Below are 18064 nucleotides of genomic sequence, written 5' to 3'. Positions count from 1 at the left end.
TCAAAATCCTCTGCTCGAGATGGTCCAGATGCCACCGCACGCTATGGCCACCCCGTAAGGCAGGGGCGCGTGTCGCACGTGGCGCCAGCGCTCGATCGCGTAGACGCGCCGTGCGAGCGACGAACCGACCGGCGCCAATTTCGGATATGGCAGGACGCGCATCACCAGATGCACCAGGGCAAGAACGCCCCCGGCCAGCGCGGTTACCGCCAGCAACTCAATCAAGCCCGTCGGCGGCAGGCCAATGGCCAAAGCTACCAGTAACTTGACGTCGCCTCCGCCAATCCCGCCACGCTGGTAGAGCGCGAGCAGCAGCAGGAACAGGAGCGTCGCGGCGATGAGGGATTCGGCAAGTTGCATTGGGCTGGCAAGCTGACGGGCGATCCCGAGCAGCGCCAGCAAGAGACAGACGTCATTTCGGATCGTGCGGGTCGCGACGTCGAGCGTTGCGACATACAGCAACAACGAGATTTCCAGTATCGAGACGATGGAAGAAACCCAGCTCATGCATGCCTCAGGGTGGTGGGAAGGCACAGCAACAATAAGAATGGAGAGAAATAACATTCGGAGGGGGACACATTCCGATGCCCCCCTCTGGCCGGACGGCCGTATCAGACTGCCGCAGTAAAAGCGGTGGTGATCGCGGTGATCCCGCCTGTCAGCGCGGTTCCGATCGCACCGCCGGCCCCAACGCCGAACACAGCTGACACTGCGCCGATGATGCAAACCGCGACGATGATGTACTCGAATGACACCACGCCGTCCTGGTCCGTCCGCAGACGCTTCAACGCTTCCTTGGTCTCGATGAAATGATGCAACATAGAGGAATCCCTTCTTTCAAGATGGATTTTTCAGACACCTTGGCAACTTCAGCGGCTGCGGATTTATCTCCGGCCCCGCCAGCGACAAACTATTCATTAAATACTTATTAGCGTCAACATTTAATATATAATTCCGATTTTAAATCGACGCACTGCGAAGCGAGCCGTCACAACAATCTCAGAATCGACAAAAGCGCCGTAAATCAAATAAGATAGCCGAACCAACAATCGGATCCTGGGCAGAGCGCTGGCTGGAGTCGGTAAGCAATCACCGGATTATTACGGATGAGCAGCGCTATAATAAGATTAATAGGTAATCATGTGAGGGCGACATAATCGACCGGATGCTGCGCCCCTGGCCCGCGCACATGGAGCAAATTCGCGACGTGCGAAGGCGCGACGCAGCACATCTGTCACGACGGGTGAGGTGATCCGTTCGGAAGATTCCGATCGCACTGATCGCTGCCTTGCAGCCGCATGATTCCCGTCAGTTGCACCGGTGTGCCGCAATCATAGAGGCTCCTGGACCCCACCTTGCGAGGCGGACCATCGCGGGATGGTGGTACGCTCTAGAGCGTAGCGCGCAGCCAGGACCCGTCATCATTGTTACGGGCTCGGTAGCCGGCGCATCTGCCCTGGGTGCGGAGAAAAGCAAAACAACCGATTATTTTATTAGTGTATATAATCATGATGACTCCATCACAAAATTAAAAAATATGTTGGGGAAAAGAAAACATGGGAGGTTGGAATGGAAGCTGCCCGCCGCTTTCGCGCAATGGCCTTGCTTTGCCGTCAGACTGCTGTACTCCAACCTGCGCGAAGCTGGAAATTGCTTGCAGAGGCAGAGTACTGGGAGCATCTGGCCGCCGCGGCCTTAGCTCATTGAGCTTCAGTCGGGCGTTCTTTGTCTTCCGTTTTCGTCGACTTCCTAGTTAAGTCCTTTTCTGAAGCATGTGATGAGTATGCGTCAAATTTCTTCTAGTGCTGTTCTGAGCGAACGGCACCAGGCGCTTCTGGAGGAGCTCAGAGAGGTGGAGAACCTTCGATGTAAGCTCCGACATCTAGAAACAAAACCAATCGGCAGAAGGCGGCGCACCAAAGCGAGCGGCAGAGCTAGAGCCGTTTAGAGACCCGCCGGATCCGAAGGATGACCCGGCTCACTCGCGCGGTCGATGCACGGATTGCCCGCGTTCCTCGCGTCCACCTCTACCTTGAAAGAGGACTGGGCGGCTTCATCTGCGCCTAGCGAGCCTCGGCGATGACGTCGCTACGACGCGTCGCCAACCAGCCAGGCCGGGATGCCTCATAACACTTGAACGAACTCGGCGGCGAGACCGGCCGCCCATTCAGGGTCGGGCGTTAGCTCCGACTTTCATTCGACGTTGCACTTCGGAACACCGCAACGAGCCGATCGCCTTCCCAAAGCTCAACGTCGTGCCCGTCATGCATTTGCTCGGCTCGGCGTCTCGCCGCCTGCTCGTCAATACAGTCGAGCTTTGCAGTGCAGATCACTTGCCGGCTGCCGTCCACCACGAAAACCTTATACCGCATGATGCCGTCCGATCCAAAAAGGTGACGATCATCGTACCCGAATGTCCGGTTAAGGCAGCGCCAAACTAAGTGCGATGCAACGGAACCATTGTACGTGTGGCAGTTCGGCGATACCTGCTCGTTCAATCCGTCGGTCGCGCGGCGGCAGTACCTCGTATGTCGCCACCTCAGTGGCGTAGTCTCACTGCGTGCCGAAGCGTGTGGCTCGAGCTTAAGAGCGAGAGGCCACCAAGCGTCATCAGCAGCCCACCGAGCCAGCCCGTCCAGCTGCGCGCTTCGTCGTGCCCCTCTGCAGTGCGCGGGCCCAGCGGCATATCTTGAGGTGGGTCGGCAGGCGCGGCGGCGAGAAACTGCCCAACGTTGACTTGATCCGGCACGGAGTGTTCGCGCTTGAGCTGGTTGCGGGGAATATCTCCGACGGGAGCCGCCGACATCAGGGTAGCACCCGTGCCGAGATCGGAAGTGGCATCTGCTACCTGCATTTCCGTTACAGGCGTCTGGGATTGCTCGGGCGGTGCAGAGCGCAGCAACTCCGCGCGCGCATCAACGATCACGCTCCGCGTGGTCTGCGTGGTTCGGTTCTCGTCGAAACTGGCGCTACGGTCTTTGGCCGCGGGAGCCCGAATGGGCTTCTTCACCGTCGCGATGCCCTCGGCCAGGAACCAGCATCTGCGACGACCGTCCGTTCGGTAGACCCAATGCTGTCCGCCACTGGTCGAGGTACCGGGACGCGGCGCGCATTCGGCTTGCGGCGGAGGGGTGGTTACCGTGGGTTGGGACGTAGCAGTATTGAAGAAGTCGGTTAGAGGATTGGAAGACGCAGGCGTCGCCGAGAAACCTCCGACAAGGAGCAAACTGGCGAAGTACAATCGCAAATGTCCGGACATCGGAAACTCCCGGGTGCGCCCCGCTTGAGCCTTAGCGGCGACAACGGCCCCCATGCGGCTTAAATCGGGCAACGCGATGAATTAATGGTATTCTTGGCCACCTAATTTATATGCCGGTCCAGCACTCCAGGGATGCCTGCAACAAGGATAGGCCGATGGATTCATCGGTCATCTGAGTTGCGCCGGGCCTCGATCCGCGGCGTAGCCGCCCGGTCGATTGCGATAGTTGCGCCCGTTCCCGAACACCAAAGCAAAACTTGCCGAGGGATGAGTTCGTGGATGTCGCGATACGTGGACACCCCCGCTACGAATTAAATACTCCATCGCGATATTGCCATCGTCGCGCCTTTCTCCCTGCCACCTAGCGGATTTAAATGTGGATTGTGCGATCAATATTTAACTGGCGGCTTGCCTGCTCCCTGATTCCCGACTTGTGTGCCCGGGCCTTCTGCCCAAGATTCGGATTGGAGCCATGAACACCGCGCATTTTAATTCGCTCTCCGTTGACGAGCTCTGGACCCTTCACCAAGAGGTCGCCGCCAAACTCACTCAGAAAATGTTGGTGCAAAAAGCACGTTTGGAGGAAAGGCTGCGCAGCATTAGACTGGCCAGCGAGGTCACACGGCTCAATTACAAGCGCCGTCGTCCATATCCGCCCGTCCGTCCCAAATATCGCAATCCGAAGAACCCAGCGGAGACATGGTCGGGTCGTGGCAGGCAGCCGCGATGGCTGCGGCCGCAGCTTCGAAGCGGCCGAGACTTGGACGATTTCCTGATCGATCAGGCTTCAGCTCAAAAGCGGCAGACAAATTGAGCGCCGATTGCGGCATTTTGGGTTGGGAATGCTGGCGCCGGCTGTTTCCCGATCTGAGATTTTCACATTATCGTTTTAACGCGGGTCATGACTATGGTTGGAGCCATTGGCCGTAGCGACCGCACTTGCGATCCGGCTGACGGTCTCGCTGAATCGCTCGGGGGGCCCGCGGCGCAGTGAAGACATCGACGAGAACTCAAGCGCACGATGGCCCGACTCTAGTCGTGATGCTCTCTGAAGTGCCGCCTAACCGCATTCCACGCTCGAAGGGCTGGAAGGAGGAGGACGACGAAAAGAACTCTGATTGCAACTGGAGTCATCCCGCGCTGCAGGAGTGGTGGTTCGCGACCATCCGAGCGACCGGCCGTCGTGTTGATCGTCGCCGGAGATGGAATTGCTGCGTGCCGAGTAGGTGCCGGTCTGCGCGAGGGCAGGACAGCTACAACGAACAGAACGTTCACCAGCAGCCATATTCCCACTATGAGAAGGACACTACGCACGAGAACGACCATCGTTGATCTAATCTGCCGAGCTTATTCCTGCCTCATGCCTGGCACGCAGCCGGCAACACTGCGTTCGCGGACGGAACCGCCTCGCTGCAGCCGGCACATTCGGCATCCGCCGATGCCATCGGGCCCTGAGCGCTTCGCGAACGCCCAGGATCGCTCGCAGCCTAGTCGGGGCCAACACTCGCGTCTGTGCGCTTTCGAACATTCATGCCCCTTCAGGTATGCCCGTTCTGTGCATCATCGGGCGAGAGCCGGACAGAGATAGCTCATCAGCCAGGACGGCCGACCTCAGCCCGCAGTCCCTGAACAGGGGCCGGGTCATGGAGCATGGCCAAATATCGCAGCACGATGAGCGACGAATTTGGCGGTCCGCATCGAACCAGTATCGAGTTTCGGCAGTTGACTCCCGGTGAATCCGAACAAGCAAACTGATTGTTCGGGCCGAGGATAATATTAAAAGCTACGCCGGCACACATGAAGGACCTCCGACGACGTTTGGAAAAGGTCCGCGCTGACGCCAGAGAATTTACGCTGATGAGTCAGCGGGCGACGGACATAGAGAAGCGCGAGCTGTTCAAGCGCTTGGCGGATGACCTCGCCTTCGAGGCTCTCGAGCTCGAGCTGATCGTGAAGAAAAATCAGCCACCTGATCCGTGCGACAAGCACGAGGTCGTGGAATTTACGTTACCCTCTCAGCGAAAGCGCGGCTGACGCGAAAGAGGTTAAGCCGGCTAGTTCGTGCGTGCATAACGGATCTTTGCGCATGACTCCGCCAGCGATCGCTGCGCCGCATCGAACTGCGCATTGCGCTTCGGGGGCCCAGATCCGGAACCTTCTGCTTCTGGTTCTGCAGCAAGCGGTATCTTGCTGCGACGGACAGAACACACCGTCCGTTCTGCCCGCTCCAATTTCCTAATCTACGACAAGCACGTGACCGACTTGTCCCATCGGATCTGCGCGCTGTATCGAATGGGTGAAGATATAGAAACTAGGGAAACACCGAATAGCAAACCGGCCGTGTCCACTCCAACAAAAACGTCGCACCAGACGCGCTTTGCTCTATCGAAGAATTTAAAAAAGCCCCTGCGGGCTTAAAGGTGGTGGGCGCACCAGGGCTCGAACCTGGGACCCGCTGATTAAGAGTCAGCTGCTCTACCAACTGAGCTATGCGCCCGAAAGGCGGTCAAGGCCTTGCGAGGCCGGTCGTTTAGCAAAGCGTTCCGGGTCTGGCAAGCGATCGGACGCAAGTTTTCCAAGGTCTCGTCCGCAGCCCCGGAAATGCGAAAAGCCGCTGGATTCCAGCGGCTTCGCCAGGGCTCACGGCGCCAGAACCGGTCCTTTCAGAGCCGGCCCTCCCGGTCCCGGTCGGGACCCCGGTCACGGTCGAAGCGGTCGTGGTGGAAGTGGTCCATGCCCCGTTCCATCATGCGGTCCATGCGCTCCATGAAGTGGTGGTGGCGCGGGCCGTCCCCGCCGCCGCCGAACGGGCCGCGGTGCCGGGTCAGCACGGCGAGACGCCGTTTCTGGCCCTCGTCGAGGGTCTTGTAGAGCGGATCGGCGGCATCGGCGATCTTCTTCAAGGCGGCGGAGCTGGCGCCCATGTCCTCGGCGCGCTGGCGCAGGCGGGCGATCGGATCGTCCGGTCTGTCGGCATCGCCCGGCCCGGCATTCATTCGCGCATTGGCGCGGTCCATGCGCAGCTTGGCGAACTCCCGCACCGCCGCCTCGACCGGCGGCCACAGCTTCTCCTGATCTGCGTTCAGCTTCAGCCCGGCATGGACGGCGGCGATCCGCGCATCGACGAAGGCGGCCCGGTCCTCGGGGTTCATGCGCATGTGGCGGACGTGCTCCATCCACGGGCGATGATATTGGGCGTAGACCGCGCCCGAGCCGGCGATGCTGAGCACGGCGATGGCTGCGATGGTGAATTTCTTCATCCTGACCTCCTCTGGAAAGGTGCCCGTAAGGATGAGCGCGAGGGGGCTGACGCGCAACTTACAACTTGGACAGGAAGCGCGTCCTTGCAGAGATGTAACTGCCGTGAATGTCCGTTCAGATGCGAACAAAAATAATTCCAACAAAAAGGGCTTCCGTGCGCTGCGCGGAAGCCCTTCGTTGGGGTAGCCCGTCGAGGTCAGTTCGTCGGGCTCTTGGCTTCCTTCAGGAACTCGTCGATCAGCGCCTGGCCGATGCGGCCCGCGGCCTCCTTGTAGACCGGCTCCATCGCCTTGCGCATCGCCTCGTCCTGATCGGCCGTCAGCTTGATGATCTCGCTCTTGCCGCTCTTCTTGATCTCGGCCAGCGCGTCATCGTTCTCCTTCTGCGACTGCGCGTTGCTGAACTCGGTCGCCTCTTTCATCGCCTTTGACAATGGGTCACGGATGTCGGCCGGCAGATCGTCCCAGAATTTCTTGTTCACGATCACGACGTAGCCGATGTAGCCGTGATTGGTTTCGGTGATGTACTTCTGAACCTCGTGCATCTTCTGGGTGTAGATGTTCGACCAGGTGTTCTCCTGGCCGTCGACCACGCCGGTCTGGAGTGCCTGGTAGACTTCCGAGAACGCCATCACCTGCGGCAGCGAGCCGAGCGACTTGAACTGGGCCTGGATCACGCGCGAGGATTGGATGCGGAATTTCACGCCCTGATAGTCGGCCGGCGTGATCAGCTTCTTGTTCGCGCTCATCTGCTTGAAGCCATTGTCCCAATAGGCAAGGCCGGTGATGCCCTTGGCATCCAGCAGCTTCAGCAGCTTGGTGCCGAGCGGCCCTTCCGTCACCTTCCGCAGCGTCTTGATGTCGGGCAGGATGTAGGGCAGGTCGAACACCTCGAACTCGCGAATGCCGAGCGGCCCAAACTTGGAGTTGGACGGCGCCAGCATCTGCACGCTGCCGAGCTGGAGCGCCTCGAGCTCTTCCTTGTCCTTGTAGAGCGTCGAGTTCGGATAGACTTCGACCTTGACCTTGCCGCCGGTGTACTTCTCGGCGAGCTCCTTGAACTTCTCCGCGCCCTTGCCTTTCGGCGTGTCGGTGGCGACAACGTGGCTGAATTTGATGATGATCGGTGATTGGGCCGATGCCGACCCGCTCAAGCCAAGTGCCAGAACCGCGATGGAGGCGGCGATCGCCGAGGTGCGCATGGTCTCTCCCTGTCGTTTGTTTGAGCCGCCCGGCGGCGCCGGGTGGCCAGTCTTATGCCGGCTGCATCAATAGCGGCTCGCTTACACAGCCGCTATTGTCCCTTAGCAGGGCAGCCATTCAGCTCGCCGCCGCCGTCACATTGTCGCGCTGGCGCTTCATGACGATCTTGTTGAGCGCGCCGAGATAGGCCTTGGCCGAAGCCACCAGGGTATCCGGGTCCGCCGCACGTGCGGTCATCGAGCGGCCGTCCTGCGCCAGCCGCACCGACACTTCCGCCTGCGCGTCGGTGCCCTCGGTGACTGCGTGCACCTGGTACAGCTCGAGCTTGGCCTCGTGCGGCACCAGGCGCTTGATGCAGTTGAAGACGGCGTCGACCGGGCCATTGCCCTCGGCTTCCTCAATCTTAATCTGGCCGTCGACGTCGAGCTTCATGGTCGCGCGCTGCGGACCGTGGGTGCCGGCGATCACCGTCAGCGAGGTCAGCTTGATGCGGTCGTGCGAGGCCGCCATCTCCTCGTCGACCAGCGCCTCGATGTCCTCGTCGTAGATGTCCTTCTTGCGGTCGGCCAGCGCCTTCATCCGCGTGAACGCATCTTCCAACTGGTTCGGACCGAGCTTGTAGCCCATCTCCTCCAGCTTGTGCACGAAGGCGTGGCGACCGGAATGCTTGCCCAGCACCAGCGACGACTGCTTCAGGCCCACCATCTCGGGGCGCATGATCTCGTAAGTCGAAGCGTCCTTCAGCACGCCGTCCTGGTGGATGCCGCTCTCATGCGCGAAGGCGTTCCGGCCGACGATCGCCTTGTTGTATTGCACCGGGAACGAGGTCGCCGCCGACACCAGCTTCGAGGCGCGGGTCAGCTGCGTCGTGTCGATCTTGTTCCAGTAGGGGAATTTGTCGTTGCGCACGTTGATCGCCATCACGATCTCTTCGAGCGCGGCGTTGCCGGCGCGCTCGCCGATGCCGTTGATGGTGCATTCGACCTGGCGCGCGCCGCCGGTGATGCCGGCCAGCGAGTTGGCGACCGCCATGCCGAGATCGTTATGGCAGTGCACGGAGAACACCGCCTTGTCCGAGTTCGGCACGCGCTCGATCAGCGTCCTCATGAAGTGGGTGTATTCCTCCGGCACCGTATAGCCGACGGTGTCGGGGATGTTCACCGTGGTGGCGCCGGCCTTGATGACCGCTTCGACGATGCGGCACAAGAAGTCCATCTCGCTGCGGGTGCCGTCCTCGGCCGACCATTCGACGTCGTCGATCTGGTTGCGGGCGCGCGCGACCATGGCGACCGAGGTCTCGATCACCTGTTCCGGGGTCTTGTTCAGCTTCACCCGCATGTGCAGCGGCGAGGTCGCGATCACGGTGTGGACGCGGCCGCGCTTGGCGAACTTCACGGCCTCGGCACAGCGGTCGATGTCGGCGGGATGGGCGCGCGAAAGACCGGCGATGACGGCGTTCTTGGAGCGGCGGGCGATCTCGCTAACCGCCTGGAAGTCGCCTTCGGAGGTGATCGGGAAGCCGGCCTCGATGACGTCGACGCCCATATCATCCAAGAGCTCGGCGACCTCGAGCTTCTCCTCGAAGGTCATGGTGGCGCCGGGGCACTGCTCGCCGTCGCGCAGCGTGGTGTCGAAAATGATGACGCGGTCCTTCTCGGACTTGTTCGCGGTGGCCATTCCTAGATTTCCTTTTGAGCGTTGGCGCCGTTCAGAGCCGTTTCAGTCCCTTGGCGCTTGAGGTGTCCGTTGATCTCGACCAACCCCTGAGCGCCCAGGCGCGTGGCGCCCAGCCGGCCCTCAGGGGCAAGTAAGAAGAAGGCCGCCAATAAGGAGGGTGGGCAGCAGTGCAGCCGGGATCGCGGCGGCGGCCAGAGCCACCTCCCCCGAAATCCCCTCGATTTGGCCGCGAATCAGCATTGCCGGACCCTGTTGAGCCTCAAATCCTCGGTCAAAACCATTGACGGTTGGTTTCCGGGAGAGGCCCGATGTGGCCGTTTCTAGACGAGAAATGGCCGCAACTGCAATGCCAAAAGATGGTCAACATGTGTGACCTATAGCTTCCGCTCCAGCCTAGATTTGGGGGACACACCTATCCCGTGCCGGTGCGGCGCGCGCGCGCCCTGTTCTCCCAACGGTTCAGCATTTGGCCGAGCTCGCCGGTGGGCGCAGCGGTGACGCCTTTCGCGATCTCGTTGGTGTTCGCCGGCGTATTGGCCGAGATCCAGTCCGGCTGCGTGTACTCGCGCCAGCGGCGCGCCTCCGCGCGCCTTTTTCGGGAAACGTAATCCCGCGTGAAATAGCCAGCCGCAAAGGCAAACGAGAGAAGGATGACCAGGATGACGACCTGCACAATGAGCTCCGGCTTTGTCCCCACGAGCGCCCTGCAATCCAAGCGCACCCGAAGGTGACGAAATTGCGGCCCACGATCACGCCGCGGTTTCAAGTCTGCCCCTCGCAACCGGACGCAGACCGGACTAACCTTCGCCTCGCTCGGCCGGATCAACCGGCCAGCCGAAGATGACCGGGAGGACACGATGACACGCCAGGAGGCTTCTGAGCAGGAGCAGCGTGCGCAGGATGCTGCGCTTTCACGACGAACACTGGTCCGGGGGCTGGCGCTCGGCGCCGCGGCCACGATGGCGGGCCCCGCGCTCGCCCAGACCGGGCCTGCCGCACCGCCGACGACGATCACGACGCCGCCGCGCGATTTCGGTCCGGGCGGCGCGCCGACGACCTATTTCTGGGACCCCGACATCATCGCGGTCGATCCGTCCTTCAACGATCTCGCGCAGCCCAACACCGCGATCAAGCGTCTCTACACCGGGCTGCTCTGGGCCGAAGGCCCGGCGTGGAGCGCGCAGGGCCGCTATCTCCTGTGGAGCGACATTCCCAACAACCGGCAGATGCGCTGGACCGAGGATGACGGCCGCGTCAGCGTGTTCCGCTCACCCTCCAACAATTCCAACGGCAACTCCTTCGACTTCCAGGGCCGCCAGCTCTCCTGCGAGCACCTGACGCGGCGGGTGACGCGCTACGAGCATGACGGCACCGCCACCGTGCTCGCCGAGTCCTATCAGGGCAAGAAGCTGAACTCGCCGAACGACATCGCCGCGCATCCCGACGGCAGCTATTGGTTCACCGATCCGCCCTATGGCGGCCAGCTCTACGAAGGCGAGCCCGACGTCGCGGGCGGCCCGAGCAATGCCGGCGGCAAGCTCAATCCGCGGATCGGACAGCCGGCCGGCTTCGTGCCGGGCAAGCGCGAGCTGCCGACCAATTGCTATCGCATCGATCCCTCCGGCCGCATCGACCTCGTCGTCACGGAAGACCAGGTGCCCGACCCGAACGGGCTGTGTTTCTCGCCCGACTACAAGAAGCTCTACATCGCCTCGACCGGCAAGGGACCGGGCGACACCGGCCCCGGCGGCAAGGGCGAGATCTTCGTGTTCGACGTCGGCAGCGATAACAAGCTGTCGAACCTGAAGAGGTTCACCGATTGCGTGATCGACGGCGTGAAGTGCGGACCGGATGGTCTGCGTTGCGACGTCAACGGCAATCTCTGGGCCTCCAGCAATGCCGGACGCGCGGTCGGCTACAGCGGCGTCACGGTGTGGTCGCCGGAGGGCAAGCTGCTCGGCCGCATCCGTCTGCCGGAAGTGTGTGGCAACGTCTGCTTCGGCGGCCCCAAGCGCAACCGCCTGTTCATGGCCGCGAGCCAATCGCTCTACGCGGTATATACGGCGACGCAGGGCGCAGGGCCGGGCTGAAACGCAGCGAGCCTTGCTACGACATGGCGCCGGCGGCCCTCGCCGGCGCCGAACTTTTTTGATCGAAGCACCAACCTGCCAACAGAGGTGACTTTCGGACAGAGCACGTCATAAATGAGCCATGGCAAACAAAATATTGGCAGACAAAATTCGCGTCGTTGTTCTCTATGGCGGCAGGTCCGGCGAGCATGAGGTCTCGCTGAAATCGGCGGCCTCCGCATTCAGGCATCTCGACCGCACCCGCTTCGAGGTGATCCCGGTCTCCATCGACAAGGAGGGCCGCTGGCAATGGAACGATCTTGGTGCGCTCGATCTGGCGCAGACGACGTCCTTGCCGATCCTGCCCAATGCGCCCGAGATACGGCTCGCCAGAGAACCTGACGGACGGGTGGCTCTCATGCCTGTAACCGCAGGGACGATGGATCCGCTCGAGATCGACGTCGTCTTTCCGGTCATCCATGGCCCGCTTTGCGAGGACGGCACCGTGCAGGGCCTGCTTGAATTGGCCGACGTCGCCTATGTCGGATCCGGCGTTCTCGCCTCTGCCGTCAGCATGGACAAGGACGTCGCCAAGCGGCTCGCCGAATTCGCCGGCATTCCGGTCGCGCCCTATCGCGTGCTCACAAGCAAGGCCTTCGCGCAGGACCGTAGCTCGTCGCTTGCGAAGGCGGCCGGGGGCCTGAGCCTCCCGGTGTTCGTCAAGCCGTGCAATATGGGCTCCAGTGTCGGCATTCACAAGGTCAAGACCTTGGATGCGCTCGGAGCGGCGCTCGACGATGCCTTTCGTTACGACATCAAGGTGCTGGTCGAACAGGGCATCGACGCACGCGAGATCGAGGTCGCGGTGCTCGAGGGCGAGACGCTGTTCGCCAGCGTTGCCAGCGAGCTCAATCCGAACGCCCATCACGAGTTCTATTCCTACGAAGCGAAATATATCGATCCTGACGGCGCCCGGGTCGATCTTCCCGCGAGGTTGGACGCGGCGCAGATGGAGCGCGTGCGCGCGCTGGCGACGCAGGTGTTCGCGGCGCTCGAATGCAGCGGCTTCGCGCGCGTCGACTTCTTCCTCGACCGGCAAACCGGAAACTTCTATTTCAATGAGATCAACACCCTGCCCGGCTTCACCTCGATCAGCATGTATCCGAAGATGATGGAGGCCTCGGGCGTGCCTTATGGCGAGCTGCTGACGCGCCTCGTCGACCTGGCGCTAGAGCGGCACCGGCAGCGGCAATCGCTGGAACGGGGTTACGCGAGCTAGGTTGTTTCCGCTCGGGAGCAAAGCGCCGCACAAATTGACGCGAGCCAGGGAGCCCATCATGCGCGTTGTGGTCTGCGGCGGCGGCGTCATCGGGGCCTGCGCGGCTTATTTCCTGCGCCGCCGCGGCATCGACGTGACTGTCGTGGAGCGAACCGAGGTCGCCGCCGCCGCGTCCGGCAAGGCCGGCGGCTTCCTGGCCCAGGACTGGTGTGTCGGCACGCCGCTCGATGCGCTCGCGCGGCGCAGCTTCGCGCTTCATGCGCAACTGCCGGAGGAGATCGCCGGCGATTGGGGCCACCGGGCGATGACCGCCTATAGCGGCTTCGTCGCGCCCGACGGCGACGCGCGCCGGGATGCACCATCCGCGCTTGGCTGGCTCAGCGACGGCGTCGTCATCACACAGCGCATCGGCACGGCGAGGACGACTGCGATCGTGCATCCGCGCAAGTTCACGTCGGCCATGATGGACGCAGCGCTTGCGCTCGGCGCTGAGTTTCGTTCCGGCCGCGTAGCCGGCATCGTGCGCGACGGCGATCGTGCGATGGGCGTCGAGGTCGAAGGTAGCATCGTCGCGGCTGATGCCGTCGTGATCGCGATGGGGCCTTGGTCGCTGCTCGCCGCGCAATGGATGAGCCTGCCTGCCGTCTACGGCCAGCGCAGCCCGAGCATCGTCTACGACATCGCCGCAGACGTGCCGGCCGAGGCCTTATTCCTGGAGTATGAGGAAGGCGGCAGTGCGGTCTCGATCGAGGTCTTTCCACGCGCAGACGGCAGCACGCATATCACGGCCCTCTCCGACATCGCGCCGCTTCCGCTCGATCCCGCTTCCGTGACGCCAGACCAAGAGGCGATCGCGCGTCTGCAAGCGATGAGCGAGCGGCTGTCGCCGCTGTTCACCTCTGCGAACATCATCGCGCATCAGGCCTGTTTCCGCCCGGTGACGCAGGATGGCCTGCCGCTGATCGGCAAGGTGCCGCGGAGCAATGGCCTCTACGTCGCGACCGGCCACAATGTCTGGGGCATCCTCAACGCACCCGCGACCGGCGAAGCGTTGGCGCAGCTGATTGCCGATGGCAGCGCGCAGGTCGACCTCTCGCCATTCGATCCTGCCCGGCTCAGTCCGCTCGATCCGTCGTTGCTGCACACGCGCTAAACCGGTGCGGCCCGCTGGCATCCTGGGACCTATCCTGCGATCCTGCCGTTACCCTCCCATGGAAGGCTGGAAGAGCCAGATGGACGATCGACCCAGACAACCCGACCTGATGCAGGACGACGGCTTCGTCAAGGTGCGCGGCGCGCGCGAGCACAATCTCGGCAACGTCGACGTCCGCATTCCTCGCAACGCCCTCGTCGTGTTCACGGGCGTGTCGGGTTCGGGCAAATCCTCGCTCGCCTTTGGAACCATCTACGCCGAGGCGCAGCGGCGCTATCTGGAATCGGTGTCGCCCTACGCGCGGCGCCTGTTTCACCAGATGCAGATCCCCGAGGTCGACGACATCGAGGGCCTGCCGCCGGCCGTGGCGCTCCAGCAGCAGCGCGGGGCGCCGACGACGCGTTCGTCGGTTGGCAGCGTCACCACCATCTCGAACCTGATGAGGATGCTCTATTCCCGCGCCGGCGACTATCCGCGCGGGCAGCCGATGCTCTATGCGGAGTCGTTCTCGCCGAACACGCCGGAGGGCGCCTGCCCGGCCTGCCACGGCATCGGCCGGATGCTCGACGTCACCGAGAAGTCGATGGTGCCCGACGACACCAAGACGATCCGCGAGCGTGCCGTCGCGGCCTGGCCGAGTGCCTGGCAGGGCCAGAACCTCCGGGACATCCTGACGACACTCGGCTACGACGTCGACAAGCCCTGGCGCGAGTTGCCGAAGAAGGACCGTGACTGGATCCTGTTCACCGAGGAGCAGCCGACCGTTCCTGTCTATGCCGGCTACGACGCAGCCGAGGTCAAGCGGGCGCTACGCCGCAAGGAGGAGCCGAGCTACCAGGGCACGTTCACCGGCGCCAAGCGCTACGTGATGCAGACCTACGCCAAGTCCGAGAGCGCGATGATGAAGCGTCGCGTCGCGCAGTTCATGATCACGCGGGACTGCCCGACCTGCCACGGCACAAGGCTGAAGCCCGAGGCGCTCAAGGTCAGGTTCGCCGGCCTGAATATCGCAGAGATGTCGCACCTGCCGCTCAAGCAGTTGCACGACGTGATCAAGCCGTTCGCAAAAGCTTCATCGGACAAATCCGAGAAGACCGCCGTCGCGAGGCGCATCTGCGAGGATCTGTCGGAGCGCCTCGCCGTCCTGCTCGATCTCGGCCTCGGTTACCTCGCCTGCGAGCGCAGCACGCCGACGCTGTCGCCGGGCGAGTTGCAACGGCTACGCCTCGCGACGCAGGTCCGCTCGAATCTGTTCGGCGTCGTCTACGTGCTCGACGAGCCGTCCGCGGGCCTGCATCCCGCCGACACCGAGGCGCTGCTGCGCGCGCTGGACCGGCTGAAGCACGCGGGCAACTCGATCTTCGTGGTCGAGCACGAGATTGAGGTGATCAGGCATGCGGACTGGCTGGTGGATGTCGGGCCCGAGGCCGGCGAAAACGGCGGACGCATCCTGTATAGCGGACCGCCGACAGGGCTCGGCCAGGTCGAGCAATCGCGCACCGCCACCTATCTCTCACATCCCCGGCGGACGCTGCCGACGATCCGTCGTGAGGCGAAGGCGCATCTCAAGGTCAGAGGTGTGACCCGCAACAATCTCCGCGGCCTCGACGTTGACATCCCGCTCGGCGTGATTGCCAGCGTGACCGGCGTGTCGGGTTCGGGCAAATCGAGCCTCATCAGCCAGTTCGTGGTCGACACCGTGGCTGCGCATCTCGGCCACACGCTTGCCGCCGATTCCGACGACGACAATCTGGCTCCCACGGTCGAGACATTGGGCGGCAAGATCGTTGCCGGCCTCGACCTCGTCGATCGTCTGGTCGTTGTCGATCAAAAGCCGATCGGCCGCACCCCGCGCTCCAACCTTGCGACCTATACCGGCCTGTTCGATCATGTACGGAAGCTGTTCGCGGCGACGCCGCAGGCAAAATCCCGTCGCTACGATGCCGGGCGCTTCTCGTTCAATGTCGCGAAGGGGCGCTGTGCGACCTGCGAGGGCGAAGGCTTCGTCTGCGTCGAGCTTCTGTTCCTGCCCAGCGTCTATGCGCCCTGCCCGACCTGCAAGGGCGCGCGCTACAACGACAAGACGCTCGAGGTGAAGATCCGCGGCAAATCCATCGCAGACGTGCTGGCAATGCGGGTCGACGAGGCCTTCGACTTTTTCCAAGACGATTCGACGCTGCACCGGTCGCTGTCGGTCGTCCGCGAGGTCGGGCTCGGCTATATCCGCCTTGGCCAGTCCGCGACCGAACTATCCGGCGGCGAAGCCCAGCGCATCAAGCTCGCGACCGAGCTGATGCGTCCGCAGCGTGGCCACACGCTCTATGTCCTCGACGAACCGACCACCGGGCTGCATCCCAGGGATGTCGAGCGGTTGATCGCCCAGCTCGAGCGGATCGTGGACGCCGGCAACAGCGTGATCGTGATCGAACACGACATGGACGTCGTCTCGCACAGCGACTGGATCATCGATCTCGGCCCTGGCGCCGGCGACGAAGGCGGCCGCATCGTCGCAGCGGGTGCGCCGGACCAGATCACCAGAACCGGCGGCAAGACGGCGCATTATCTGGCCCGTCGCTTAGCGCAGTGAAAGGTTGCGTCGCCCCTTATCTCGCAATTGCGTACTCCGGACCACCCCGCGACTTTCGCGATGTTGACTTTCCGCCGCCCCCCTCTCCATACTTCGCGACAACAACAAGATCGAACGACGGTTTTGAGGGAGGATAGGATGCCGACTTCACGCAGGCAGCTGCTGAAGACCTCGGCGGCTGCTGCCGCCGCGCTCAGCCTCGATTGGACACGCGCCCAGGCACAAGCCGAGAATATACGCATCGGCCTGATTTACGACCTCACCGGCCCCTTCGCCGCCGGCGGCTCGGTCGCATCGTCGATCGGCGCGCAGATCGCCATCGATCTCGTCAACGAGAAGGGCGGTGTCGGCGGCAAATACAAGGTTGCTCCGGTCGCCGCGGATTCGCAGAGCAAGCCCGACGTTGCGATCAACGAGGCCGAACGCCTGATCAACCAAGAGAAGATCGACATCCTCAACGGCGTCTATGCGAGCTCGCATGCGGTGCCGCTCGCGGCCAAGGTCGAGCAGCAGAAGAAGATCCTCTGGATCACGACTGCGGTCTCAACCGCCGTGTTCAAGGACAAGAACCTGCAATACGTGTTCCGCGCGCAAATCCATTCAGACCAGTATGGCCAGGCCTTTGCAAGCTTCCTCACCGAGCATGCCAAAGCCAAGCTCGGCATGGACCCGAAGGAGGTCAAGGTCGCGTTGATCCACGAGGACGGCCCCTATGGCGTCGGCGTCGCCTCGGCCGACGAGGCCTACGCCAAGGAGGCCGGCATTCCGGTGGTGCTGCGCGAAGGCTATTCGGCCTCGGCGCCCGACCTGTCGGTGCTGGTGACCAAGATCAAGCGCGCCAAGGCCGACGTGATCTCGCATGCGGGCTACAACCCTGACATCACCTTGTTCCTGCGCCAGGCCCGCGAGAGCGGATTGCGCTTCAAGATGCTGTTCGGCGCGGGCGCCGGCTACAGCCAGCTCGACAAGCTGCGCGCCACTTTCGGCGCCGACATCGACCATTTCTGCAACATCGACCCGGTGCCGGCGCAGCTGCTCGATCCCGCCAAGCTCGCGCCCGGCATGGGCGATCTGATCAAGACCATGGTCAGTCGCTACCAGGCCAAGACCGGCGCCACCGACGTGCCGCCGCACTGCTCGATGGGCTTCAACCAGACCTGGGTGCTGCTCAACAACGTTCTGCCGGTCGCCAAGGAGAAGTACGGCAGCTTCGAGCCCGAGGCGATCCGGAAAGCGGCGCTCGACGTCGACATCCCCGCGGGCGGCACGATCCAGGGCTATGGCGTGAAATTCTTCCCGCCGGGCACGCCGCTCTCCGGCCAGAACGAACGCTCGACACCGGTCGTGATGCAAAACGCCGGCGCGCACATCTCCGTGGTGTGGCCGACCAATATCCGCACGCAGGACCCGGTCTTCCCGCTGCCGAAGGGTTCGACCTACGGGGCGTGAATGCGCGGCGCACTCCGACCCTCCCCTGGAGGGGGAGGGTCGCTTCACGTCGAGCGAAGCGAGAGGTGAAGCGGGGTGGGGTGATCTCTCCTCACGGGCACCGCCCGATTGGAGAGATCACCCCACCC

At 62.7% G+C, this 18064-nt stretch carries 14 protein-coding genes and 1 tRNA gene; 7 read left to right on the top strand and 8 right to left on the bottom strand.

Annotated elements, in window-relative coordinates:
- The 3 genes from I6F21_RS04960 to I6F21_RS04950 all read right to left on the bottom strand — a co-directional run bounded on the left by I6F21_RS04960 (position 1) and on the right by I6F21_RS04950 (position 3259).
- Positions 1 to 507 (bottom strand): prepilin peptidase, encoded by a 507-nt coding sequence (locus I6F21_RS04960; protein ID WP_050996277.1) that lies wholly within the window; start codon positions 505 to 507, stop codon positions 1 to 3.
- Positions 508 to 611: 104 nt separating this feature from the next.
- Entirely contained in the window at positions 612 to 821 is a 210-nt protein-coding gene (locus tag I6F21_RS04955; protein WP_036008144.1) for a hypothetical protein, read from the bottom strand.
- A 1718-nt stretch (positions 822 to 2539) separates the two neighbouring features.
- Positions 2540 to 3259 carry a hypothetical protein gene (locus I6F21_RS04950; protein WP_225152286.1) on the bottom strand — a complete coding sequence of 240 codons (720 nt, stop codon included), beginning with the start codon at positions 3257 to 3259 and terminating at the stop codon, positions 2540 to 2542.
- Between the two features lie 472 nt (positions 3260 to 3731).
- Between I6F21_RS04950 and I6F21_RS04945 the strand changes: the two genes are divergently transcribed.
- Positions 3732 to 4073 carry an H-NS family nucleoid-associated regulatory protein gene (locus I6F21_RS04945; protein ID WP_074448231.1) on the top strand — a complete coding sequence of 114 codons (342 nt, stop codon included), beginning with the start codon at positions 3732 to 3734 and terminating at the stop codon, positions 4071 to 4073.
- Positions 4074 to 5056: 983 nt separating this feature from the next.
- A complete protein-coding gene (locus I6F21_RS04940) occupies positions 5057 to 5293 on the top strand; it encodes a hypothetical protein (RefSeq protein ID WP_225152284.1) in 237 nt (78 codons plus the stop codon).
- 387 nt (positions 5294 to 5680) lie between these two features.
- On the opposite strand, the gene I6F21_RS04935 is transcribed toward I6F21_RS04940, so the two are convergent.
- The 5 genes from I6F21_RS04935 to I6F21_RS04915 form a co-directional block, all read right to left on the bottom strand.
- Positions 5681 to 5756 (bottom strand) — tRNA-Lys (locus I6F21_RS04935).
- A 166-nt stretch (positions 5757 to 5922) separates the two neighbouring features.
- Positions 5923 to 6519: a Spy/CpxP family protein refolding chaperone gene (locus tag I6F21_RS04930; protein WP_085968961.1), complete on the bottom strand. Its 597-nt coding sequence runs from the start codon at positions 6517 to 6519 to the stop codon at positions 5923 to 5925.
- A 197-nt stretch (positions 6520 to 6716) separates the two neighbouring features.
- Entirely contained in the window at positions 6717 to 7721 is a 1005-nt protein-coding gene (locus tag I6F21_RS04925) for a TRAP transporter substrate-binding protein (protein WP_036006877.1), read from the bottom strand.
- A 118-nt stretch (positions 7722 to 7839) separates the two neighbouring features.
- Positions 7840 to 9399, bottom strand: coding sequence for a 2-isopropylmalate synthase (locus I6F21_RS04920; RefSeq protein ID WP_225182820.1), 1560 nt, complete (start codon positions 9397 to 9399; stop codon positions 7840 to 7842).
- 412 nt (positions 9400 to 9811) lie between these two features.
- On the bottom strand, positions 9812 to 10075 hold the full coding sequence (locus I6F21_RS04915; RefSeq protein WP_225182986.1) for a hypothetical protein: 264 nt from the start codon (positions 10073 to 10075) through the stop codon (positions 9812 to 9814).
- A gap of 181 nt (positions 10076 to 10256) precedes the next feature.
- On the opposite strand from I6F21_RS04915, the gene I6F21_RS04910 reads away from it, so the two are divergent.
- From I6F21_RS04910 to I6F21_RS04890, 5 genes are all read left to right on the top strand, one after another.
- Positions 10257 to 11489: an SMP-30/gluconolactonase/LRE family protein gene (locus I6F21_RS04910; protein ID WP_225182819.1), complete on the top strand. Its 1233-nt coding sequence runs from the start codon at positions 10257 to 10259 to the stop codon at positions 11487 to 11489.
- Positions 11490 to 11625: 136 nt separating this feature from the next.
- Complete coding sequence (locus I6F21_RS04905) at positions 11626 to 12747, top strand: D-alanine--D-alanine ligase family protein (RefSeq protein WP_225131849.1); 1122 nt, start codon at positions 11626 to 11628, stop codon at positions 12745 to 12747.
- 58 nt (positions 12748 to 12805) lie between these two features.
- Positions 12806 to 13900, top strand: coding sequence for an FAD-dependent oxidoreductase (locus tag I6F21_RS04900; RefSeq protein WP_225131850.1), 1095 nt, complete (start codon positions 12806 to 12808; stop codon positions 13898 to 13900).
- A gap of 79 nt (positions 13901 to 13979) precedes the next feature.
- A complete protein-coding gene (gene uvrA, locus I6F21_RS04895; RefSeq protein ID WP_225182818.1) occupies positions 13980 to 16487 on the top strand; it encodes an excinuclease ABC subunit UvrA in 2508 nt (835 codons plus the stop codon).
- Positions 16488 to 16625: 138 nt separating this feature from the next.
- The gene (locus I6F21_RS04890) at positions 16626 to 17936 is read left to right on the top strand and encodes an ABC transporter substrate-binding protein (RefSeq protein ID WP_225182817.1); all 1311 of its coding nucleotides are present in this window, start codon (positions 16626 to 16628) and stop codon (positions 17934 to 17936) included.
- Positions 17937 to 18064 lie beyond the last annotated feature (128 nt).

This window comes from Bradyrhizobium sp. NBAIM03, assembly GCF_020194055.1.
Classification (GTDB): Bacteria; Pseudomonadota; Alphaproteobacteria; order Rhizobiales; family Xanthobacteraceae; genus Bradyrhizobium; species Bradyrhizobium yuanmingense.
The sequence above is the reverse complement of the archived record's forward strand: the minus strand, read 5'-3'. Positions and strand labels throughout refer to the sequence as shown.